This window comes from Streptomyces sp. DF42, assembly GCF_058267695.1.
Genome location: NZ_CM177859.1, coordinates 993,651 through 1,017,368, shown reverse-complemented (window position 1 = coordinate 1,017,368; position 23,718 = coordinate 993,651). Strand labels below are relative to the sequence as shown.

General features: G+C 68.9%; 17 protein-coding genes. 13 read left to right on the top strand and 4 right to left on the bottom strand.

Annotation, left to right across the window (positions count from 1 at the left end):
* Positions 1–51 precede the first annotated feature (51 nt).
* The 6 genes from ACYUED_RS04700 (at position 52) to ACYUED_RS04675 (ending at position 10,478) form a co-directional block, all read left to right on the top strand.
* Complete coding sequence (locus ACYUED_RS04700; RefSeq protein WP_491291060.1) at positions 52–456, top strand: GNAT family N-acetyltransferase; 405 nt, start codon at positions 52–54, stop codon at positions 454–456.
* 91 nt (positions 457–547) lie between these two features.
* The gene (locus tag ACYUED_RS04695) at positions 548–2,293 is read left to right on the top strand and encodes a hypothetical protein (RefSeq protein WP_491291059.1); all 1,746 of its coding nucleotides are present in this window, start codon (positions 548–550) and stop codon (positions 2,291–2,293) included.
* Positions 2,286–3,221, top strand: a complete 936-nt coding sequence (locus ACYUED_RS04690) for an amidase family protein (RefSeq protein WP_491291058.1) — start codon at positions 2,286–2,288, stop codon at positions 3,219–3,221. The genes ACYUED_RS04695 and ACYUED_RS04690 overlap by 8 nt, the downstream gene beginning before the upstream one ends.
* A gap of 19 nt (positions 3,222–3,240) precedes the next feature.
* The gene (locus ACYUED_RS04685; RefSeq protein ID WP_491291057.1) at positions 3,241–4,821 is read left to right on the top strand and encodes a type I glutamate--ammonia ligase; all 1,581 of its coding nucleotides are present in this window, start codon (positions 3,241–3,243) and stop codon (positions 4,819–4,821) included.
* A 39-nt stretch (positions 4,822–4,860) separates the two neighbouring features.
* Positions 4,861–6,723, top strand: coding sequence for an asparagine synthase (glutamine-hydrolyzing) (gene asnB / locus ACYUED_RS04680; RefSeq protein ID WP_491291056.1), 1,863 nt, complete (start codon positions 4,861–4,863; stop codon positions 6,721–6,723).
* A complete protein-coding gene (locus tag ACYUED_RS04675; protein WP_491291055.1) occupies positions 6,720–10,478 on the top strand; it encodes a non-ribosomal peptide synthetase in 3,759 nt (1,252 codons plus the stop codon). The genes asnB and ACYUED_RS04675 overlap by 4 nt, the downstream gene beginning before the upstream one ends.
* Here ACYUED_RS04675 and ACYUED_RS04670 read toward each other — a convergent pair.
* The 3 genes from ACYUED_RS04670 to ACYUED_RS04660 form a co-directional block, all read right to left on the bottom strand.
* Positions 10,462–10,674, bottom strand: a complete 213-nt coding sequence (locus ACYUED_RS04670; RefSeq protein WP_491291054.1) for a ferredoxin — start codon at positions 10,672–10,674, stop codon at positions 10,462–10,464. The two genes, ACYUED_RS04675 and ACYUED_RS04670, sit on opposite strands and share 17 nt — an antisense overlap.
* The gene (locus tag ACYUED_RS04665; RefSeq protein WP_491291053.1) at positions 10,667–11,869 is read right to left on the bottom strand and encodes a cytochrome P450; all 1,203 of its coding nucleotides are present in this window, start codon (positions 11,867–11,869) and stop codon (positions 10,667–10,669) included. The genes ACYUED_RS04670 and ACYUED_RS04665 overlap by 8 nt, the downstream gene beginning before the upstream one ends.
* Before the next feature lie 74 nt (positions 11,870–11,943).
* The gene (locus ACYUED_RS04660; RefSeq protein ID WP_491291052.1) at positions 11,944–13,053 is read right to left on the bottom strand and encodes a GNAT family N-acetyltransferase; all 1,110 of its coding nucleotides are present in this window, start codon (positions 13,051–13,053) and stop codon (positions 11,944–11,946) included.
* A gap of 175 nt (positions 13,054–13,228) precedes the next feature.
* Between ACYUED_RS04660 and ACYUED_RS04655 the strand changes: the two genes are divergently transcribed.
* From ACYUED_RS04655 to ACYUED_RS04625, 7 genes are all read left to right on the top strand, one after another.
* A complete protein-coding gene (locus ACYUED_RS04655; protein WP_491291051.1) occupies positions 13,229–14,494 on the top strand; it encodes an MFS transporter in 1,266 nt (421 codons plus the stop codon).
* Positions 14,495–14,889: 395 nt separating this feature from the next.
* A complete protein-coding gene (locus ACYUED_RS04650) occupies positions 14,890–16,173 on the top strand; it encodes a lysine N(6)-hydroxylase/L-ornithine N(5)-oxygenase family protein (RefSeq protein ID WP_491291050.1) in 1,284 nt (427 codons plus the stop codon).
* On the top strand, positions 16,170–16,670 hold the full coding sequence (gene mce, locus ACYUED_RS04645; RefSeq protein ID WP_491291049.1) for a methylmalonyl-CoA epimerase: 501 nt from the start codon (positions 16,170–16,172) through the stop codon (positions 16,668–16,670). The genes ACYUED_RS04650 and mce overlap by 4 nt, the downstream gene beginning before the upstream one ends.
* Before the next feature lie 15 nt (positions 16,671–16,685).
* A complete protein-coding gene (locus ACYUED_RS04640; RefSeq protein ID WP_491291048.1) occupies positions 16,686–17,345 on the top strand; it encodes an FMN-binding negative transcriptional regulator in 660 nt (219 codons plus the stop codon).
* Positions 17,342–18,961, top strand: a complete 1,620-nt coding sequence (locus tag ACYUED_RS04635; RefSeq protein WP_491291047.1) for an amino acid adenylation domain-containing protein — start codon at positions 17,342–17,344, stop codon at positions 18,959–18,961. Before ACYUED_RS04640 ends, ACYUED_RS04635 begins: the two co-directional genes overlap by 4 nt.
* On the top strand, positions 18,937–20,253 hold the full coding sequence (ccrA, locus tag ACYUED_RS04630) for a crotonyl-CoA carboxylase/reductase (RefSeq protein ID WP_491291046.1): 1,317 nt from the start codon (positions 18,937–18,939) through the stop codon (positions 20,251–20,253). The genes ACYUED_RS04635 and ccrA overlap by 25 nt, the downstream gene beginning before the upstream one ends.
* Before the next feature lie 14 nt (positions 20,254–20,267).
* The gene (locus ACYUED_RS04625; protein WP_491291045.1) at positions 20,268–21,698 is read left to right on the top strand and encodes a methylmalonyl-CoA mutase family protein; all 1,431 of its coding nucleotides are present in this window, start codon (positions 20,268–20,270) and stop codon (positions 21,696–21,698) included.
* Between the two features lie 460 nt (positions 21,699–22,158).
* Here the strand turns inward: ACYUED_RS04625 and exaC are convergent, their stop codons facing one another.
* Entirely contained in the window at positions 22,159–23,682 is a 1,524-nt protein-coding gene (gene exaC, locus ACYUED_RS04620; RefSeq protein ID WP_491291044.1) for an acetaldehyde dehydrogenase ExaC, read from the bottom strand.
* Positions 23,683–23,718: the final 36 nt, after the last annotated feature.

The following is a 23,718-nucleotide window of genomic DNA, read 5'->3' as shown; positions in this document are numbered from 1 at the left end:
GCGTCCATCTCAAGGAACGCCTGCAAGAACTGATCAGGGAGACAGCAGCACATGTGGAAGTGTGAGATCGTCAACGGCGCTGACCTCGACATCGACGAGGTGGTGGCCCTCTACCACGCCTCCACGCTCGGCCTGCGTCGGCCTGTGGAACAGCGTGAGCGCTTCACCACGATGATCCGAGAGGCGAACCTGGTCATCACCGCCCGCCTCGACGGCCGTCTGATCGGCATCGCGCGGTCGCTGACGGACCGGGCGTACGTCACCTACCTGTCGGACATCGCGGTGGACGCGGAGTTCCAGCGGCAGGGGGTGGGCCGCAGCCTCATCCGCGCCGTGCAGGAGGCGGCGCCGCAGGCCAAGATCGTCCTGCTCTCGGCGCCCGCCGCAGTCGACTACTACCCGCACCTGGGCTTCACCCGGCACAACTCGGCCTGGCTGCTCGACGCGCTGGAGTGACAACCGCACCGGCTCGGTGCTTCAGACGGGACCAGACGGCGCATCACGCGGAAGTTGGACGAGACCGTTCGGGGGTCGAACGATGACTGGCTTGAGGACAGAGGGGTTCGACGCGGTGGTGGCCGAGGCCGCCGCCCTGGCACGCAAACAGCTGACGGCGTCTGATGCGGCGCGCGTCGCCGCCACTCTGGACGGGCGCATCGACGAGGGGGCGGGCTTGGCGGCGCTGAGCCGCCCCGAGAGTAGACTCCTGGAGGAGATGGTACGCCTAGGGGCTGCCGTCGAAGGCAGTCCCGGCACCGACGGGGAGGGAGACAACGAGAATCCGGGCGGTGCGGCCGGTACCGACGGATGGCGACTGTTCCTCACCGCCACGGGTCGACTGGCGATCCGGAAGGACCCGGCGGATACGGCCGACGACGTCCGCAGTATCGGCCGGGTGTGCTGGCCCACCGAGGAAGCCCTCGCAGAGGCGGACCGCCTCGCGCACGAGCAGTTCTGCGCCGAGCGCGCCGAATTCGACGAGCTCGCCGCGGAACTGGCAGAGGAGCCGCCCGGGGCGGCCGCCGAACGGATCGCCGTCATCACCCACGCGCTGGTCCACCTGGCGCCGGTACAGATCTACGTGAGCGACCGCGTCTACAGCAACCTGGGAAGCCGTTCCAACCTGCCCGGGAAGTCGCTCGCCGTCGGCGCGCCGGGCTCGGTACTCACTGCGCTGAGCGCTTTACCCACCACCGAATGGCGGGTGGAGGACGCGGTGTTCGTGGCCTGCGCGACAGCCCTCATACGTTCCGGTACCGCCGCACGCCTCGAGGAGTTCAACGGCCGCCAACTCACGCCGCCCACCCTGGAAGCCTGGCTGCGACGCAAACTACGCGACTACGGAGGTACCGAAGCCGATCTCGCCTCGGCCGGTGCCACCGAAGGAGTCCTGCGCCGGATCGACACCCTGGCGCTGCGGTGTGCTGCCCGCCGCGCGGAGGTGGTGCGTGACGGTACGCAGTTCTACCGGGTCATCCAGGGTGCCAATCTCTTCAAGGAGGAACGCTCCTTCACGCCGGAAGTCGGCCCGACCGACCTCCCTGAAGAGGTGGCCGAGACCCTGCGTGTCCGGACCGACTGGGATCCGAGGGCCGAAGGAGGGCCGGAGGTACCTGCGGAGTTGGCGCTCGCCCTGACCGGTCCGGCCACCGACGTCCGGTTCGGCACCGCCTTCGAAGAGCTGCTGCACGACCTGCTCCTTGCCGTCGCCGACGCCACCGACTCGGACGCGGTCATGGCCCGCGGCCCGCGCTGTCTGGCCGATCTGGCCACCGGGACGCACGGACCTGACCACATCCTCAAACTCACCACCAACGAGAACTACTGCTGCGTCGTCCCCGGCCGGGCCTTCCGTGAGCGCTTCGGTGAGGACCGTGCGTCGCTGGTCAAGACGCTGTCCGCGTACAGCGCCCGTATGCGCTACAACACCTGGCACTATCTGCCGGATTCCATGGGCCTGGGCCTGCACCGCCCCGGACGCGACGACTGGTTCTACGCGCCCTCGCTCCCCGACATCGCCACCTGGTCCGACCAGCATCACACCGGCCACGTCATGTTCGGCGTGCGCAACGCGATCCGCGTCCCGATCGGGATCCCCTTCGACGGCGCTTATCGGCCGGGCCTGTACGACCTGCGGCTCATGCGCTCGGGCGACCCCTCGTTCGTCATCGACGACTTGCGTGCCGGCGTTGCCATAGGCCAGGTACTGGCCGCGCTCCATCGGGCGATGGCCGTCCACCGGCAGCGTGTCTCCGCCTTCGACAACGCATGGTTCCGGAGGTTTCATGGCTGACGCCTTTCGGTTCAGCGGGGTCGCCGACCTGCGCGAGGCGTTCGCACAGGGCGAGGTGTCGCCGCTCGACCACGTCGGGGATGTGCTGGACCGTGCGGAGACCGAGGGTGCTGAGTTGGGCGCGTTTGTTCCGCCGAGCCCGGAGAACCTGTCCCACGTGGGGCCGCTGACCCGCAATGTCGCCGACGCGGTCCTCATGACTGCGGTGCTGGGCGGTGCGGATCCCAGGGACCCCTACTCCGTCCCTGGCGCGCCGGGCGAGTGGGACCTTCCGCCGTACGGCAGCCGGCCGCTGCGGATCGGCTGGATCGAATCCCTCGGAGACCCGGCACCGGAACCGGAGATCCGTGACGTCGCGTACGCCGCAGCCGCGGCCCTCGCCGAGGCCGGGCACACCGTGGCCGAGGCAGCACCGCCGTTCGCGGACCCCTACGGTGTGCTGGAGACGATCCTGGCCGCGGCCGAGGCGGCTGCGACCGATCCGGCCACCGCGGAGCACGCCGCTCCCGGGCGGCTCCGGGTCGCGGAGCTGGGACACACTCTGTCGGCCGTCGACCTCGGTCGAGCCGAGCGCCACCGGGCAGAACTGACCGAGCGGGTACGGACCGCGATGGCCGACGTGGACGTTCTGGCGATGCCCACCGTGCCACTCGTCCCGTTCGCCGCCGACCTCGACCAGCCTGCGGAGCCGCTGTCCAAGGGCCGTCTGCCATGGCTGGCCTGGACACCGGCGACGTACCCGTTCAACCTCACCGGACAGCCTGCGATCTCGGTGCCCGCAGGCTTCACCCGGCAGGGGCTGCCGGTGGGCCTGCAACTGGTGGGCCGCTGGCGGGCGGACGCAACCGTGCTCGCCGCCGCCCGCGACCTGGAGTGGGTCCGCCCTTGGGCCGCCGACTACGACCGTCTTGCCGCAACAGCGACTTGAACACGTCCAAGGAGGAACGATGGTGATGGCCATGCCCGGCCGCGCCCTGAAGAACGCGAACGTCGAGCGTTATGCCGGGTTCAGCACCGGAGCGCCCGGCTTCGTCGCCGGTCACGGTCTGTGGAATGAGGACCAGCACGAGGCGGCGGCGGAGCTGGACGCTCTGCTGGACGGGCTCGACCTGGTGCGCGTCGTCTACGGCGACCCGCACGGCGTGGTGCGCTCCAAGACGCTGACGAGGTCGGCGTTCCGCACTGTGCTGCGCAACGGCATGGACGCCAGCCCCGGCCCGTTCGTGTTCGACACCGGGCACGCGGTGGCCATCGACTTCTTCACTCAGGGCGCCGGGATCGGCATCGACGAACTGAGCGGCGCCGGCGACTTCATCCTGGTCCCCGACCCACTCACCTTCCGAGTGCTGCCCCATCAGGAGGCGAGGGTCGGCTGGGTGATCGCGGACGAGTACCTGCGGGACGGTTCCCCGCACCCGCTGTCCAGCCGGGCAGTGCTCAAGCGGCAGGTCGAACGACTGTCGGCCTGCTCGCTCGACCTCGTTGTCGGCCTGGAGATCGAGTGGACGCTCACCCGCTTCCTCAACAACGGCCGCCCGGAAGGCATCGGAGGCTTCGGCATCCAGGGCGAGCCTCCGGCGGTCGAACCGGTGAACACTGGCTACCAGTTCAATCTCGACCTGTATGCCGACCAGCTCCTCCCGGTGATCGCACCACTGGCGCGCGCCTACCAGGCTGTCGGCTTGCCGCTGCGGACCATCGAGCACGAGTCGGGACCCGGCCAACTGGAATGCACCTTCAGCCCGATGAGTGCGCTCGCAGCGGCCGATGCCGTCCTGCTGGTCCGAAGCCTGACCAAGCAGATCTGCGCGCGCCTCGGTCACCATGCCTCGTTCATGGCGCTGCCTTCGCTGCCCGGGCTGGATCCGAGCGGATGGCACCTCCACCAGTCGCTGTACGACCTCGGACACGGCCGCAACGCGTTCGCCGCCGCCCCCGCCGAAGAGGGGACCGCCCCTCTCGTCCCGGACGCACCCCCGCTGTCGCCCACCGGCATCCACTACCTCGGCGGCCTGCTGGACTCCGCCGCGGAGGTAAGTCTGCTGTGTGTACCGACCGTCAACGGTTACCGGCGCCTCACGGACCAGTTCAGCCTGTCGCCCGACCGCGTCGTGTGGACCATGGAGAACCGGGGCTCGTTCCTGCGGGTCCTCGGCGGAGCCGGGGACCCGGCCAGCCATATCGAGAACCGCATCGGCGAGCCCTGCGCCAACCCGTACCTGTACATCGCCGGGCAGGTGGCGGCGGGCTACGACGGCGTCGAGCGCAGGGCAGACCCCGGCGTGGCCGCCACCGACCCGCACGCGCCGGACGCGAGACGGCTGCCGACCTCGCTCATCGAGGCGATCGAAGCCTTCGAGACGTCGGAGCTGTGCCGGCGGACGCTGGGCGAACCGTTGTGGCGGGCCATCGCCCTGCTCAAGCGCAGTGAATGGACCCGTTACCAGAAGTGGCTCGCCGAGACCGGCGTGGACCAGGCCGCCGGCGTCACGGCCTGGGAGCAGCGCGAGTACTTCGAGATCTACTGAACCGACCGGCCGGGTACACCCTTACCAGAGGAGCTTTTTGTGTGCGGTATTGGCGGCATCATCTCGTTCACCGCGGACCTCGGTGAACGTCATCGGACCGCTGACCAGTTCACGGCGGCGCTGCACGATCGGGGCCCCGAGTCGGGCGGCCGCTGGTTGGGACGACACGCCCTGCTGGTCTTCACCCGGCTCGCGGTCATCGACCCGGTCGGCGGTGGGCAGCCGATGGTGGGCCGGAGCGGGGAGGCTGCCGGCAGTCGAAGGGAACCGGCCGTTCTCGCCTATACCGGGGAGATCTTCAACTTCAGGGAACTACGTGCCGAGTTGACCCGGCACGGTCATCGGTTCGACACCGCCAGCGACACCGAGGTCGTCCTGCGCGCCTACGAACAGTGGGGGCCGGCCTGCGCCGAGAGGCTGCGCGGGATGTTCGCGTTCGCCGTCTGGGACGCGGCCGCGGACCAGCTCCACCTCATCCGCGACCGGTTCGGTATCTACCCGCTCCACTACACACTCACCGAAGAGGGGTTCGCGTTCGCCTCCGAGCCCAAGGCGCTGTTCCGCGCCGGCCAGGCCCGGCCCGTGGTCGACCGCGATGGGCTGCGTGAGCTCTTCGGCTACACGCCCACCCCCGGCCGGACCGTCTTCCGGGACGTCCGGGAGGTGATACCGGGCGAGATCGTCACCTTCGGCCGCAACGGCCTGGCCCGCCGACGCTACTGGGACCTGCCGGCCCGCGAGCACACCGAGGGCCTGTCCGAGACGATCGCCACCGTCCGGGAGATTCTGCAGGACAGCGTGCGCCGCCAGCTGGTCTCCGACGTCCCGCTCGGCGTGATGCTCTCCGGCGGTCTTGACTCCGGCATCGTGGCCGCGCTGGCCGACCGCGAGGTGGGTGCAGCGGCCGGCGGCGACCGGCTGCGTACCTTCTCCATGGAGTACGTGTACAACTTGGCGAACTTCCGCAGTGACGAGATGCACGCGTCTCCGGACAGTCCGCACGTGGCCACCATGGTCGACCACCTCGGCGCGGACCACAACGAATTGCTTGTGACCACCGACGACCTGATGGATCCCGCGGAGCAGCTTGCCGTTGTCGACGGGATGGACCGCCCGATCGTCGGCCTGGAGACTCACGTGGCGTTCCGCCGACTGGCGTCACGGATGCAGCCCACGGCCACCGTGGCGCTGTGCGGGGACGGCGCCGACGAGTTGTTCGGCGGCTACATCTGGTTCCAGGACCCTTGGTACGTACAGGCCGAGACGTTCCCCTGGATCGGGCCGTTCCACGGCATGGAGATGCACTCGGGACTCGTCGACCGACAGCTCTACCAGGAACTGGACGTGCCCGGCTACATCGACCAGCGGTACCGGGAGGCCTTGGCGGAGACCCCGCTGACCGGGGAGGAGACCGCCGAGGACCGCCGGATGCGGCAGATCACCTACCTCAACCTCACCCGCTACCTGCGCACCGTCCTGGACCGCCGCGACCGGATGGGGCAGGCCGGACCGCTGGAGGGACGCGTACCCTTCGTCGACCATGTGCTGGCGGAGTACGTCTACAACGTCCCATGGGCCATGAAGAACCTGGACGGGCGGGAGAAGGGACTTCTGCGCGCCGCGATGGGCGACCTGCTGCCGGACAGCATCGCACGGCGCAGCAAGTCTCCCTTCCCCACCGCACAGGACCCGGCCTACCGGCAGTCCCTGCGCAGTCGGTTGCAGACGATCAGCGAGGACAGGTCCAGCGGCGTCGCAGAGCTGCTGGACGTCAAGCGGGTCGACGCGGTGCTCTCGGACCCCTCCCAGGGCCTGGGCGCCGGCGTCAACCGGCTGAGCATCGAAGCAGCTCTGCAACTGCACTACTGGACCACGGAGTGCGGTGTGGAGTTCAAGCTGTGACCCTCTCCCACGCGCAGGAGCAGATGTGGTTCCTGCACCGGATGGAACCCTCGGCTGCCTACACCGTGCCGGTCGCCTACGACCTCACCGGACCGCTGGACGTCGGCGCGCTGCGGGCGGCCCTGCAGGCGGCGGCCGACCGTCACGAGATCCTGCGCACGGAGTTCACCGAGGAGGCCGGCCGGCCCACGACCCGGGTGCACCCGCCCACGGCGTTGCCCTGTCCGGTGGTGGAGCTGGAAGGTGAGAAGGAGCTAAGTGACGCGTTGCGGGCGGCCTGCGCCCGGCCCCTGCCGCTGACCGGGCCCCACCGCATGCACGTCGTGATCTACCGACTCGGTCCCGAGCACCACGTGCTGTTCCTGTCGTTCCACCACATCGTGGTGGACGGGATGTCGGTGCAGCTGCTCCTCGACGAGGTGCAGCTGCACTACCGCTCCACAGGCGCGGACGAACTGGACGGCCCCGCGCCGCGGTTCGCCGACCATGTCGCCGCCGAACGCGCCGCAGGGGACGGCGCCACGGACGATGCCGGGCACCTGGCCTACTGGCGGAGCCGGCTGGCCGGACTGGAAGACGTCGAGCTCCCCGCCGACCGGTCACGCCCGGCCACCTCGACGACGCACCGCGGGGAACTGCTCCGGCACAACCTGCCACCGGGCTTCATGGCCGGGGTGACGGGCTTGGCGGTGCGTGAGCGGGTCACGCCGTTCATGGTGCTCCTCGCGGCGTTCGCCTGGACACTGGCCCGCACCACCGGCAGCACCGACATCCCGGTCGGCGTGGCGACCTCCAGCCGGGCGAGCGTCGAGTCGTTCGGGACCGTCGGGCTGTTCGTGAACATGCTCCCCGTCCGCAACCGGACCGACCCGGAGCTGACATTCAGCGCCTTCCTGCAGCGGACACGCCAGGACCTGCTGGCCGACCTCGCGCACCGCGACCTGCCGTTCGGCCAAGTGGTGCAGGCCGTCGGACCGCCCCGCCACCGGGGGGCGAACCCTCTGTTCACGGTGGCCCTGGGCTATGAGCGCAGAAGGCCGGACGGCGAACTGGCCCCCGGAGTGGGCATGCGGGCCCGGGACGTACGCGAGGTCGCCACCGGACGGGCGAAGTTCGACCTCGACATTCATGTGTCGGCAGCCGGCGACGACTCGGTGCTGTACGTCGAGTACTCCCGCGACCTCTACGACCGATGGCGGATCGAGCAGTTGTTGCGGCATTTCGAGCACGTGACGATCGCCGCGGTCGCCGATTCCGCCGTGCCGCTGCGGCAGATCCACCTGGTCGACGAGCGGGGCAGTCGCGAGCTCGTCGACCGGCTGACCGGTCCGCGCCGCCCGGCGCCCGACGCGCTCCTGCACGAGCTTTTCGAACAGCAGGCACGCGCCGTTCCCTCCCGCATCGCCGCGGAGTGCCCGGACGGCAGACTGACCTACGCCGCTCTGGACGCCCGTGCCGACGCCATCGCGGGGGAGTTGCGCCGTGCCGGGATCCGGCCGGGAGAACGGGTGGCCCTCCGCCGCCGGCGAGGGCTCGCCCTGCTCGAGGCCGTACTCGGCGTGCTCAAGGCCGGCGCGGCCTATCTGCCGGTGGACCCACAGGCACCCCGGCAGCGGATGGACGGCCAGCTCGCCGACTCCGGTGTGCGGATCATGCTCGATGACGACGGCTTGCACACCTTGCCGGGGAGCCAGGTCCGGTTGCCTCCTGCCCCGTCGCGGGGCCCTGTCGCGTACGTCCTCTACACCTCCGGGTCGACTGGTCGCCCCAAAGGCGTTGCGGTGCCGCACGCCGCCGCCGTGGACTTCGTCACCCAGTTCGGCGACCTCAACGGCATCGGCGAGGGCAGCAGGGTTCTGCAGTTCTCCAACCTCACCTTCGACGTGTCGGTCCTGGAGATCTTCACCGCGCTGTGCCGCGGCGGCACGGTCTGTATGCCGTCACTCGAGACCGTCCGGGCACCCGGTGACCTTGCCGGCTACCTGCAGGACGCGTCCATCGAGGTGGCCGCGCTGCCGCCGACAGTGGCCGACCTCATGCCGGTGCTCCCCGACCTGCCTCTGCGCGTGCTGTCCCTCGGCGGCGAACCGGTCCCCGGCGCACTGGCCGCTCGCTGGTACGAGCCGGGACGTCAGGTCCTCAACTCCTACGGCCCCACCGAGGCCACGGTCATCGTCGCCTCTCACTCCTGCAGTCCCGACCAGGGGGAACCGGTCCCGTTCGGGCGGCCGCGCCCGAACATGTACGCCTATGTGGTCGACGCCTTTGGGGGCCTGGCACCGGAGGGTGTCCCCGGTGAGCTGTGGCTCGGCGGAACCGGAGTCGCCCAAGGATACGAGAACGCGCCCGACGCCACCCGGGCATCCTTCGTACCGGACCCCTTCGTGCCCGGCCGGGGCACGGTGTACCGGACGGGGGACCGTTGTGCCCTCGGCCGTGACTCCGAGCTGACCTTCCACGGCCGGATCGACGAGCAGGTGAAGATCCGCGGCTTCCGCGTGGAACTCGGCGAGGTGGAGGCGGTCCTGGCCGCCCATCCCGAGGTCTCCCGGGCCGCTGCCGGCGTGGCCGGCTCCGGTGCCGGCGCTCGCCTTGCCGCCTGGGTGGTACCTGCCTCCACCCGCTGCGACACCACCCGGCTGGTCCGGTGGATGGGCGAGCGGCTGCCCGCATACATGGTGCCCGCCACGGTGGAGGTGATCGACACCCTCCCGCTGACCCGACACGGGAAGGTCGACCGGGCTGCGCTCCCGGCACCGCGCCGGCACGTCGATGTGTCCGCCACGGGGCCGAGGACCCCTGAGGAGGCCGCGGTCACCGCGGCTCTGGCGACCACGCTGGACATCGATCGGGTCGGTGTCCACGACAGCTTCTTCGACCTCGGTGGCACCTCCCTGCAGATCATGCGGCTGCTGGACGAGATAGAGCGGCGGCTCGGGGTCGCGCCGACGGTCGGAGACGTCTACGCCGCCCCGACCGCCGAAGCGCTCGCCGGACGGGTGGTGCGGGCGTCCGGGGAAGTCCTGCCCGCGCAGTTGTCCGCACTCACCGGCGCGTGGACCGACAGCGCGGCCGTGCCACTGTTCCTGGTCCATCCCAGCGCAGGATCGCCGCTGTGCTATGCACCGCTCGCCCAACGGATAGGCCCGGGAGTGGTGTGCTGGGGCGTCGCGGCGGAGGCCCTGCACGGTGGACGGATGCCCGGCTCGGTGACCGCCATGGCCGACCAGTACGCCGATCTGATCGCCCGGGTCTGTCCCGACCGACCGGTACACGTGGCCGGCTGGTCGTTCGGCGGAATCATCGCGCAGGCAGTCGCGCAGCGGCTGCACCACCGTCTGGACCGCGTGGTGGCCGGACTCGTGCTGATCGACGCGGTACTGCCCGAGGGCCCTCCCCCTGCCGACGACGCCATCGAGGACAGCTTCCGCGAGGAGACGACGCTCACACTGGGGGCGGGTGGTGCACCCGGAGGGGGAGAACCGGCAGTTTCCGAAGAACTGAGGCGCCGCCTTCCGCTCTACTCAGCCATCGTGCGGGCGGTGTACGGACATCGGCCGGAACCCGTCGACGTGCCGACCCTGGTGGTGTCGGCGTCGCGGACCGGGCGACCGGCCGTGACGCCGTGGAGCGGGGTGCTGACCGGCCCGGTGACCGAAGAGGTGTTGAATACCGACCACTTCGGGCTGATCACCGGGCCCGCCGCGGACGAACTTGCCGCCCTGGTGACGAAGTTCGTCACCAGGGCCCAATGAGTCTGATCGCGCCCATAGGACACTTGTAGGCAGCGTCCCGCACCGCTGGATGCCATTCGGCTTCCGGCTCGGCCGTCTTCACCACGACCGTCCCGTCGTCCTCTCTCTGGGTGAACACCGCCGGGACGGTCATGGCGCACACACCCGTGCCCATGCAGACGTCGCGGTCCGTCTCGACCGTCAGGCGCTCAGACATCCCACTCCACCGGCAGTGACTTGACTCCCCACACTCCCATGTCGTGCCGCATCTCGATCTCCTCCCGCGGCACGGCAACACGGAGCCCGGGGAGCCGCTGGAAGATCACCGAGTAGCCGATCCGCAGCTCGGCGCGTGCCAGGTGCTGGCCGGGGCACTGGTGCACACCGTGGCCGAACCCCAGATGGCCGGTGGTCCTGCGCCGCAGGTCCAGCCGGTCGGGATCGTCGAACCGTTCCGGGTCGCGGTTGGCCGCGGGCAGCGAGATCAGGACCACCTCGCCTCGGCTGATGTGCTGTCCGGCCAGCTCGACGTCCTCCAGCGCACCACGGAACGGTCCCATGTGGAAGATGGTCTGGTGCCGCACCAGCTCCTCGATGGCGTTGTCCAGCCCGTCCATGTCTTCAAGCAGGCCGCCGAGTAGATCGGGGTTTTCCAGCAGCGCGTAGAGACCGAGGGCGATCATGCTCGCGGTCGACTCCATCCCGGCGACGAGCAGGGTCACCCCGACACCGGTCAGCTCCTCGTCGGTGAGGTCGCTCTCGGTCAGACCACTCAGCAGGTCGTCGCCCGGCCGAGCCCGCTTGGCGACGATCAGCTTGCTGATGTAGTCGTAAAGGTACGCCCAGGCCCGGGCGGAGTCGATGGTGTTGGTCTTCATGTCGACCAGCACGTTGGAACGTCGGAGGAACTCCTCACGGTCCTGCGAGGGCACGCCCAGCAGTTCGCAGATCATCGCCGAGGGGATGGGCACCGCGAAGTCGCGCAGGAAGTCCGAAGGTGGCCCGACGCGTATCATCTCGTCCAGACAGGCGTTGGCGATCTCGGTGATCCTGGGCTCCAGCACCGCCATCCGCCGTACCGTGAACTGCCCGGCGAGCAACCGCCTGTAGCGGGTGTACTCAGGCGGGTCGAGGCGACTGAACATACCCGGCAGTGTCGGCATGTGCCGTGTCGTCACCCGGCCTCGTTTGACGGGCCAGCGCCGGTACTCGTTGCGGTTGCTGAACCGGTTGTCGGCGAGCACCTCTCTGGCCAGCGCATGGCTGGTCACCAGCCAGCCGCGGTGACCGTCGGGGAAGATGAGCCGGCTGAGTGGTGCCTGCTCCCTGAGAGGGCCGAGCGCGTCCGGCGGGTGGAAAGGACAGGAACGAGCCATCGGAAGGCCGTGGATCTCAGGGGTCATCTCCACCATGGCGCACAGGTTAGCCACCATTTTGGATCTGGCCAAGGGACACATGTTCACATCCACGCGCGCCTGACATCCCGTCATTTCGGCGCGGAACTACTCCACTTCGCGCCGAGCAGAGCCGTCACCCGCTCACCGTGGGCCACACTGAACTCCTCCCAGCCATGGCGGTTGTGCGTACGGACTGCGGTCGACCAACCGGCCTCGCCGTCCGGCGCCGGTTCGACGAGCGCCCACTTCGGCTCGATGTCCATGCCTCGCAGCACCTTCGCCTGCAGCGCGTTCACACCGAAATCGATCGTGGTCCCGCCGTGGCGTTTCGCGTGCTCGATGGGCAGGTAGTAGCCCAGGTTGAAGTAGAGCGCCGTCCTGTGCGCCACCTCGTAGTCCAGGCCCAACCAGGGGACGATCCACTGCGTGCCATGGACGAATCCGCTCACGGCACCGACCAGACGCCCCTCGTCACGGCAGACCAGCGTCAAGGTGTCGTCGCCGAAGAAACGCGCTTGGGCTTCCAGGTTCCCGCGGATGACCGCGGGGTCGACCGGCGGATATCCGTGGTGCTGATAAGTGGCGACGATGAGGTTCGCGATCTCGTCGAAGTCCCCGGGCACATCGGCCGGACCCCAAGTCAGGCCGCTGTCACGGAAGATGCGGCGCTCGCGTCGGATCTCCGAGCGCCGCCGCGCAGGGAGCGAGGCGAGATAACCGTCGAACGTCGTGAAAGACAGCTCCAGGGTCGCCACGGTGCTCATCAGGCCGACCGAGGGGTGCCCGTAACCTGCCGTGGCCAGTTCGGAGAGCCGCGCCTGCGGCAGGCAGAGGAAGGCGGTGTGGTCGGCCCCCAGCGAGCGCGCGAGCGACCGGAACTCGCCAACCATCGCCCTGGCCAGCGCCGCCCGCTCCTGCGGCGGCACGTCTGGCCGGATGAGCAGGCCGTCGTTCTGATAGCCGTACGCCGACCCGCCCAGGACGGAGAATCCTGCGGGGACGCCGGTCTCGGCCCTGATGACGTGCGTCAGCGTGAACGGCCGCGGCATAACGTCCGGCCCGCCGGCATAGGTGGGCAGTGCGGCGATCAGTTGCCCGTCGTCGTCGTGCCACAGCAGGTAGCGTGTGCTCGCCGTGAGTCGCTCCTCCAGAAACCGCTGCCAGCCATGGCAGGCGAAGAACGACGCGCCTGCGGCCACCGCGTTCCAGGCTGCGGGCGCGACCTCGTCGACGGACCTCACCAGCCTGCACGCCGTAGTGGTGACGGAGGTCGCCCCAGTGTCGGGATCCACAAAGCCGCCCTTCGTGCGTGTCGGCCCAACAAGGTTGGATCGGCGTCGAGTTGGCGCCGACGTTACGCTACGATCCCACATCGTGGCAGTTCCGACTTCTTCCGAAGCTCTGCAGCACCGGGCGGGCGATCACCGCCGTGCGAACCTCACGTTGTGGCTGTCGGGTGTCAGCCTCTCCCTTTTCGGCGACTGCGCCCTCTGGCTGGTCGCGGGACTGTGGGTGAAGAGTCTCACGGGCAGTGACGCCGCGGCCGGCATGACGTTCCTCGCCTACCTGGCGCCCGCGATGCTGGCCCCGCTGTTCGGCGTTGTCGTGGACCGGGTACGGCGCAGGCGGTTGCTCGTCGTGATCAACTTGGCGATGGCCCCCGTGATGTGCCTGGCACTGCTCGTCCACACGAAGTCCGACGTGTGGCTGATCTACGTCGTGCTGCTGGTCTCCGGGCTCGGCTCAAGCCTGCACGCCACCGCCGGCAGCGCGATGTTGCCGAGGATTTCCGGAACGGACGGAATCGGCCGGGCCAATGCGAAGTTGCGCACTCTCAAGGAGGCCGCCCGACTGTGCGCACCGGCGCTGGGCACGGCGATGTTCGCCGTATGGGGTGCGGCGTCCGTGGTGGTGACGAACGCGGCGACCTACTTGGTCGCGGCCCTCTGCGTCTGCCTTGTGCGGGTCGAAGACCCCAAGCCTCAGCATGCACCGGGCGAGCCGGTGCTGCGCGAGATGAGCGCCGGTGTGCGCTTCATGTGGCACTCCCTGCCGCTCCGCGAGACGGCGCTCACCCTGATCGGGGTGGTCTCCGTCTTCGGGCTCATCCAGCCGACCGTGTTCGCCTTGGTCGCTCACGGCCTGCACATGCCGGTGACCTTCGTGGGTGTGCTCAGCACGTGTCAGGCGGCCGGGGCCGTTGTCGGCGGCATCGTCACCGTCAAGCTGGTGGACCGGCTCGGTGCCCGGCGCCTGCTGCTGTGCGGGTTGCTCCTTTACCTCGCCGGACACGCAGCGCTGCTCATCCCCGACCCGGCGGGCGTGATCGCCGGGTTCCTCGTGATCGGCGGCGGTGTGGCGCCGGTCGTGGTGGGCTTCTACACGCAGGTGCAGCGTCTGTCGCCGGACGCGATGCTCGGCCGGGTGTCCTCGGTCGCCGACGTGGTCATCAGCCTGCCGCAGACCCTGTTCATCGCGCTCGGCTCCGCGGTGATCGCAACGGTCGGGCACCGCCCGGTGCTGGTCTTCATGGTTGCTGTGCTGGCCGTGTCGACGTGGTACTACGCCGTCCGGCTCCGTGCCACGCCGACGCCGGCGGACCTGGTCCCGCTCTCGGCCCAAGGCACCCCGCCGTCGTGACAACGGAGGCCGTGCTGACCAGGCAACTGCCTGCAGGGCGGCAACTCCCTTTGCATGTAATGATATTGACCGCTTGCCTGCTGCATTGATGTTCGGCAGGATGAGGCTCCGTGGGGGCGGAGGCCCGTCAAGACCACCCTTCACTTTCATGCCGACGGCTGAAGCACAACGGAGGGCAGGTGTACGTGCCGGCGTCCTTGGCCAGGTCCGCAACAGTCGACCAGGCACCCGACGCATCCGGCACCGCCACGAGACCTGCGCAGCCGCTTCGCCGATGCTGCTTCCCTACCGACCGGTCCGCCGTCCGGCATCAACGCTGGGCATCTGTACGCCGGTGACCGGCCCCCTCCGGCCCCCGCGCGCTTCGGTTCCCCCAAGAGTTGGAGATACCACCCATGTCAGATGAGTCAGGGCCGGGCGACGTAATGGCGGACGTGGTGGGGATCGGCTTCGGCCCCTCGAACCTGGCGCTGGCCATCGCCCTCGAAGACCGCTCGCGCACCGGCGCCTTCACGGCCCGATTCTTCGAGAAGCAGGCGGAGTTCGGCTGGCACCGGGGCATGCTGATCGACGGCGCGACGATGCAGGTGCCCTTTCTCAAGGACCTTGTCACACCCCGCGAGCCCACCAGCCGATTCGGGTTCCTTTCCTATCTGCATGCCAAGGGTCGGATGATGGACTTCCTCAACCGGAAGTCTTTTTTCCCGCATCGCACCGAGTTCCACGACTACCTGTGCTGGGCCGCCGGACAGCTCGCCGACCGGGTGGACTACGGCAGCGAGGTGGTCGAACTGCGTCCGGTGAAGGACGCGGAGGGCGTCACCCGCTCCGTGGAGGTTGATGTCCGCCGCCAGGGCACTGTGTCCACGGTGCAGACACGCGCCGTGGTGCTGGCCTCCGGACTGGAGCCGGCGCTGCCCGCCGGCATCGAGGCCGGGGACCGCGTCTGGCACAGCTCGGAATTGCTGTACCGGGCGGAGAAGGCCGCCACCGGTGAGCCAAAGGCCTTCGTCGTAGTCGGCGCAGGACAGAGCGCCGCAGAGGCGGTCAGGTTTCTCCACGACCGATTCCCGCAGGCCGAAGTGCACACGGTGTTCAGGAGGTACGGCTACAGCGTCGCCGACGACAGCCCGTTCGCCAATCAGGTCTTCGACCCGGTCGCACTCGACCACTACTTCGACGCGCCGCCCGAGGTCAAGGAGATGCTGTTCGACTACCACACCAACACCAACTATTCGGTGGTCGACGACGACCTCGTCCGGGACCTGTACGACCGGGTGTACCGTGAACGGCTGAGCGGGAGACGTCGCCTGCACGTCCACCGGATCTCCCGTGTCCGCGAACATGCGAACGGCTCCGACGACGTGCGCGTCGACATCGAGTTCCTGCCTACCGGCGCAGTCACGACCGTCCGGGCCGCTGCGGTCGTCTACGCCACCGGTTACCACCCCGGGGATCCGCTGGCGCTGCTCGGCAACCTCGGCAACGGCTGCCTGTGTGACGAGCGCGGGCGCCTGCGGGTCGGCCGCGACTTCCGCGTCCAGACCGCTGAGGACGTGAAGGTCGGTATCTTCCTGCAGGGTTCCACCGAGCACACCCACGGCATTTCCTCGAGCCTGCTGTCCAACATGGCCGTCCGGGCCGGGGAGATCGCTGAAGCGCTGAAGGCGTGTCGGTGAACGGCCGCATCGACCGCATCGACCACATCGGCGTGGTCTGCCGGGACCTGGACGAGGCCGTGGAGTTCTATCACTCCACCTACGGCTTCGAGCTGCGTCATGTGGAGGTCATCGAGAGCCAGGGTGTTCGCGAGGCAATGATGACGATCGGCAGCCCCGCCGACGACCGAGCCCCCTACATCCAGCTGCTGCAGTCCACCCGTCCGGACTCGGCGGTGTCCGCATGGCTGGAGCGGCGAGGACCGGGCGTGCACCACATCGCATTCGGGACCGACGACGTGCACACGGCGGTCACCTGCCTCAAGGAACATGGCATCGCGCCGATCTTCGACCCGCCCGGCACCGGATCGCGAGGGACCCAGGTGACCTTCCTGCACCCGCGGGACTGCTTCGGCGTGCTGACCGAACTGGTGGCGCCGCCGCGGGAACCGGCAGCGGACGGCGAAACCACCTCCGATTCCGCGGCGGCCGGCGACGGCGCCTCGGCGTGCCGCTGAAAGGAGTTCGGCACCGTGTTCGTTCCGAAAATCTATCGCGTCGAGGGCGACGAGTGGCCGCGCCGTGTCATTCGCGAGCATGCCCTGGCGACGCTCACCACCAACGGGACAAAGTTCCCCCACGCCACCCACCTCCCGTCGCTGCTCTCCCCGGACACTCCTGAGGATGCGCCGCTGGTCGGCGCGGAACTCCTCGGCCACATGAATCGGGCCAATCCGCACTGGCGCGCGCTGGTCGACGGCACCCCGGCCCTGCTGATGTTCCAGGGGCCCGGTGCCTATGTCACTCCGGCCGTCTACCGTGTCGATCCCGCCGCGCCCACCTGGGACTTCGTCTCGGTCCACGTCCGCGGCAGGCTCCGCCTGGTGGAGGACCGTGAGGAGACTCTCGGGATCATCCTGGCAACCGTGGCACACCTGGAAGGCACCCTCGGAGATGCCTGGGATCCCACCTCGTCACTCGACTACTTCCGCCAGATCCTGCCCGGCGTGGGGGCCTTTCGGCTGGAGATCGAGGCCGTGGACGCGATGTTCAAGCTCAGCCAGGAGAAGGGCGACGAGGTGCGGCAACGCGTGATATCCCGCTTCGAGGACGGTGACGGCCGCCACCGGCGACTGGCCGAGCTGATCCGGGTACACGGAGGCGACGCCGACCGCCACGAGGGGCAGGCATGACGGGCCGGGGCACGGCAACCGTGCTGTGGGGCGGTGACGGGGACTCTTCCTGCCTGTTCACCGCCCTTCTGGAGACCGTCGCACAGCAACCGGACGCCGTTGCGGTCTCCGACGAAGGCGGAGACGTGTCCTACGCGCAACTCCTGTGCTGGGCACGGGGCATCGCCGTCCTTCTCGAGGAGCACGGCGTGGCGCCCGGCGATCCGGTCGCAGTCACGGGGCGGCGCAGTGCGTCCGTCGTCGCAGCGATGCTGGGCACCACCCTGCACGGCGCGGTCTACGTGCCCCTCGACCCCGAGTACCCCGCGCCCCGGCTCCAGCACATGCTGAAGGACAGCGGCGCCAAGGTGCTCCTGCACCACGGGCTCGCGCCGGCCCTGGACAGCGCAGCCACACCTGTGCGGATCCCGGCCCTCGGCGAGCTCCCGTACCCCGACCACGTCGTGGACGCGCGGAATCCCGCCCCATGCCGACCCGACGCCGCCTTCTACGTCATCTACACCTCCGGCAGCACCGGCTGGCCCAAGGGCGTGGCCATCCCGCACAGCTGCCTGGACAACATGGTCCAATGGCAGGCCTCGCACTCGCCGCGGCCCGACCTGCGCACCGCCCAGTTCGCGCCGCTCAACTTCGACGTCTTCTTCCAGGAGGTCCTCGGCACGTTGCGGGGCAGCGGCACGGTGGTGATTGCCCCGGAACGTCTGCGTCGGGATCCTGTCGGACTGCTGGCCTGGCTGGCCGAGCAGCGGATCGAGCGGCTCTTCCTGCCCTTCGTGGCGCTGCAGATGCTGGCGACCGTCGCGGTTGCGAGCCCGGACCTCGGCACCCTCAGGCTCACCGAGGTCAACACCGCGGGAGAGCAACTGGTGGCGACCGCACAGATCCGTGAGATGTTCCGGCGGCTGCCGCAGGCCCGGCTGGTCAACCACTACGGCCAGAGCGAGTCCGCGATGGTTTCCACGCACATCCTCCCCGCCGGCCCCGACCGGTGGCCGGACCTGCCACCGATCGGTGTCCCGATCCAGGGCTGCGAACTGCTGGTCCTTCCGGAGTCCGAGGCGGACCTGTCGGTCGGCGAGCTCCTCGTCGCCGGACTTCCGGTGTCGCTCGGGTACACGAACCAACCTGAGCTCACCGCCCGGCGGTTCACCACGATCCCCGCCACGCCACGCGGCCACACACGGGCGTTCCGCACCGGTGACCTGGTGCGGTTTCAGGACGGCGTGGTGCAGTTCCTCTGCCGGACGGACGACGATGTCAAGATCCGCGGGTACCGCGTGAACCTGACCGAGGTCGACGTGCACCTGCTCAGCCGGCCCGGCGTCGAAGCGGCGGCCTGCGTCGCCATGGAGACACCGACCGGAACCCGGGTCCTGCGCGCGGCCGTGACCGCCACCCACGGCGGTCCGCCCCCCGATGTGCCCGCCGCCATGGAGCACCTGCGCCGGGTGCTGCCGGAGGCGTCGGTGCCGCTGTCGATCACAGTGCTGCCTGACCTGCCCCGCACACCGAGCGGGAAGTCCGACCGAGATGCCGTGGCCGAACTTCTCGCCACCGGCAGCCCCCACAGACGAGAGGAGACGGAATCAGCATGGACGCGCTCGCCGAAGCCGTAGTCAACGGTGCGCACGGTCAGGAACTCGAACGCATACCGGTTCCTGACGAATATGTCGCCGTGCACACCCGTGTCGAGGACGTCGGCATTTTCCAGGGCAACGAGGACAAGGACGTCCGGCGCTCGCTGCGGGTCGGCGAGGTGCCGATGCCCAGGCTCGCGTCGGACGAGGTGCTGATCGCCGTGATGGCCAGCGGCATCAATTACAACACCGTGTGGTCCGCCACCTTCGACCCGGTGCCGAGCTTCGCGTTCCTTCGGCAGTTCGGGCGGCAGGGCGGCGACGCGGCCCGGCACGACCAGCCGTTCCACGTGCTGGGCTCGGACGCGGCCGGCGTCGTGGTCCGGGTCGGCACCGGAGTCCGCCGCTGGTCCGCCGGCGACCATGTGGTGGTGGCGACGGCTCACGTCGACCACGAGGAGCCCGCCACCCATGGGGATGCCATGCTCGGAGGGGAGCAACGCGCCTGGGGATTCGAGACGAATTTCGGTGGACTGGCACAGTACGCGGTGGTTCGTGCGAGCCAGCTGATGCCCAAGGCCGGGCACTTGACGTGGGAGGAGGCCGCCTGCAGCCCGCTGTGTGCCGGTACCGCGTACCGCATGCTGGTCAGTGACAACGGCGCCCGGATCAAGCAGGGCGATGTGGTCCTCATATGGGGTGCGGCTGGCGGCCTCGGCGCCTACGCGGCGCAGTTCGTACGCAACGGCGGGGGCATCGCCGTCGGCGTGGTCGGCTCCGAGGCCAAGGCGGAGACAGCTCGGCTGATGGGCTGCGAACACGTCATCGACCGCAGCGAGTTGGACCTGGACGGTGGGTCCACGGCGGTCGGCAAGCAGCTGGGCAAGCGAATCCGGAACATGGTCGGCGAAGATCCGCACGTCGTCTTCGAGCACGTGGGCCGGGCAACCTTCGGCACCTCGGTGTTCGTCGCCCGGCGTGGCGGCACCGTCGTCACCTGCGGCTCCAGCACCGGATACCAGCACGAGTTCGACAATCGCTACCTGTGGATGCGCCTGAAGCGGGTGATCGGCAGCCACGGCGCGAACCTCGAGGAGCAGTGGCAGGTCAACCGGCTCATCACCCTGGGCCGGATCAAGCCGGCGCTGTCGGTGACGTTTCCCCTGGCCGAGGCCCCGGAGGCCGCACGCCTGGTGCAGAACAACCAGCACATCGGCAAGGTCGGCGTCCTGGGACTGGCGCCCGAGGAAGGACTCGGCGTCACCGACCCGGTCCTGCGCAAGGAACTGGGCGCATCGAACGTCAGTCCACTCAGGGCTGAACGGGGCTGAGAGGAGCAGCAGTCATGGGTCGACCCGGCGAGTACCCGTTCGACGCGGGCATCCATCCGACCGGTTACACCACCAAAGTGTGGACGATGCGACAACTCGCCGGCCTCGCCAGCGCTGCCTCCACCAACGAGCGGTTCCACTACCTGCTGGATCTCGGCGAGACCGGCCTGTCACTGGCCTTCGACCTGCCCACGCAGCTCGGTCTGGACCCCGACGACCCCATGGCCGACGGTGAGGTCGGCCGCACGGGCGTGTCCATCGCCACGGTCGACGACCTCGCGGCGGTCTTCGAAGGCATTCCGCTCGACCAAGTCTCGGTGTCGATGACCATCAACGCCACCGCGCCGATGCTGCTGGCGATGTGGGTCGTAGTGGCCGAGGAGTCCGGTGTCGATCCGGCTCGGCTCACCGGGACGCTGCAGAACGAGATGTTGAAGGAGTTCCTGGCACGCAAGGCGTGCGTCTACGACCTCGACACCAGCATGCGGTATTCCCTGGACGTTCTGGAGCACTGCATCCGCCACCTGCCCAGGGTCAACCCGGTGTCGCTGTCGGGCGGACACGCGCGGGAAGCGGGGGCGTCCCGCGCGTTGGAGATAGCGTGCGGGATCGCCGACGCAGAGACCTACCTCCAAGGCATGATCAATCGTGGCCTCGGCGCGGACGAAGTGGCCCGCCGCTTCACCTTCATCTTCGGCGCGCACATGGAACTGCTGGCCGAGGCCGCGAAGTTTCGCGTCGCGCGGTCGCTCTACGCGAGGCGCCTGCACGAACGCTGGAGTGTCATGGACGAACGTGCCATGAAGATGCGCGTCCAGGTCAATACGTTCGGCTCCGCGCTCGTACACCAGGAACCGCTCAACAATGTAATCCGGGCGACCGTCCAGGCGCTCGCGGCCGTACTGGGCGGTGTGCAGTCGCTGCACGTGTGCAGCTTCGACGAGGCGTACCAGACGCCTGGGGAACTGGGCGCCCGGATCGCTCTGCGTACCCATCAGATCCTGGCGGAGGAGACCGACGTCGCCCGGTACGTCGACCCTCTTGGCGGATCGGAGACGATCGACCGGCTCGTGACCGAGATGACGGCGGACGTCGAGGACTGGCTCCAGCAGATCGAAGACCACGGTGGCATGCTGGGGAGCATTCGCAGCGGCTGGCTGGAGTCCGAGATCGAGGAACTGGCCTACCACGACCCCGGCCCACGGGTAGGTGTCAGGGACCCACTGCGCTCCGGAACCGAGCAGGAGATCATGCGGCGGGAGCGCCACGAGGCCCCGGCATCGGTGCAAAGAGCCGTCGAGCGCCGTCCGTGCGAGAAGGAACTGGCGGCTGTGCGCGAGGCCGCGCTGAGCGGTTCCAACGTGCTGCCGACACTGATCGAGGCAGCGAGGGCCCGTTGCACGATCGGGCAGATGCGGGCGGCGATGGACCCGGAATCCGGGTGACTGCGGCCTTCGGCACGGTCGAAGACCGGGACGCGGCGTTCTTCGGGGACAGGGACTGACAAGGGTGGTGGACGTCATGACGGACATACCGGCCGGCCGCGAGGCCTTCCCCTGGAACGGGAGTGCCGGTTCGCGCCACCAGATGAGCTCGCGGCGCTCCGCGAACACCGTCCGCTGAGCGCCATGACCCATCCGGACGGTCATGAGGGCCGGCTGGTGACCAGCTACGAGCTTGCGAGATCGGCGCTGGGGAGACCTCCGCTTCAGCAGTCGCAACGATCTGCGGGCGGGCGGCTCGCGGGGGGTAACGTCCTCCGGCACAATTTGGTCCGCGACTGGTCCGAGTAGACTTCACTGGGCGCCAGAGAGTAACTAGAAGAACCCGACTGATTGCATTGGGTAGCTGTCGTGTCGGGTTGCCTGGAGGGCATCGGCGCCTCCAGGCAAGCGACTTGAGACTCTAGAAGAACCCAAGCTTCTTCGGGCTGTAGGAAACGAGAAGGTTCTTCGTCTGCTGATAGTGCTCCAGCATCATCTTGTGCGTCTCCCGACCGATTCCGGACTGCTTGTAGCCGCCGAAGGCAGCGTGGGCCGGGTAGGCGTGGTAGCAGTTCGTCCAGACGCGGCCCGCCTGGATCGCCCGGCCCGCGCGGTACGCCGTGTTGATGTCCCGCGTCCACACACCGGCGCCGAGGCCGTACAGCGTGTCGTTGGCGATCTTGATGGCGTCGTCGAAGTCGTCGAAGGACGTCACGGAGACGACCGGACCGAAGATCTCCTCCTGGAAGATCCGCATGCGGTTGCCGCCTTCGAAGATCGTCGGCTGGACGTAGTAGCCGCCCTTCAACTCGCCGTCGTACTCGATGCGTTCGCCGCCCGTGAGGACCTTCGCGCCCTCCTGCCTGCCGATGTCCAGATAGGAGAGGATTTTCTCCAGCTGGTCGTTGGAGGCCTGGGCGCCGATCATCGTGTCGGTGTCCAGGGGGTGGCCCGGCTTGATCAGCTCGGTGCGGGCGACCGCCGCCTGGAGGAACTCGGTGTAGTTGCCGCGCTGGACGAGCGCCCGCGACGGGCAGGTGCACACCTCGCCCTGGTTGAGCGCGAACATGGTGAAGCCTTCGAGGGCCTTGTCGCGGAAGTCGTCGTTCTTCGCCCATACGTCGTCGAAGAAGATGTTGGGTGACTTGCCACCGAGCTCCAGCGTGACCGGCTTGATGTTCTCGGAGGCGTACTGCATGATCAGCCGCCCCGTCGTGGTCTCACCCGTGAACGCCACCTTCGCCACCCGCGGACTGGACGCGAGCGGCTTGCCCGCCTCCACCCCGAAGCCGTTGACGATGTTCACGACGCCGGGCGGCAGCAGGTCGGCGATGAGGCTCATCCAGTAGTGGATGGAGGCCGGGGTCTGCTCGGCGGGCTTGATGATGACCGCGTTGCCCGCGGCGAGGGCGGGAGCCAGCTTCCAAGTCGCCATCAGGATCGGGAAGTTCCACGGGATGATCTGGGCGACCACGCCGAGCGGCTCGTGGAAGTGGTAGGCCACCGTGTCGTCGTCGACCTCGCCGAGCGAACCCTCCTGCGCGCGGATCGCGCCGGCGAAGTAGCGGAAGTGGTCGATTGCGAGCGGGATGTCCGCGGCCAGCGTCTCGCGCACCGGCTTGCCGTTCTCCCAGCTCTCGGCGACGGCGAGCGGTTCGAGGTTCGCCTCCATGCGGTCGGCGATCTTCAGCAGGATGTCGGAGCGCTCGGTCACCGACGTACGGCCCCAGCCCGGAGCTGCCGCGTGCGCCGCATCGAGCGCCCGCTCCACGTCCTCCGCCGTACCGCGCGCGATCTCCGTGAACGGCTGCCCGTTCACCGGCGACGGATTCTCGAAGTACTGCCCGCGTGCCGGCGGTACGTACTCGCCCCCGATGAAGTGGTCGTAGCGCGCCTGGTAGGAGACGATCGCGCCCTCGGTGCCGGGCGCCGCGTAACGGGTCATGCTGGCCTGCCTCCTTCGAAGCGCTGCCCGCCGTTG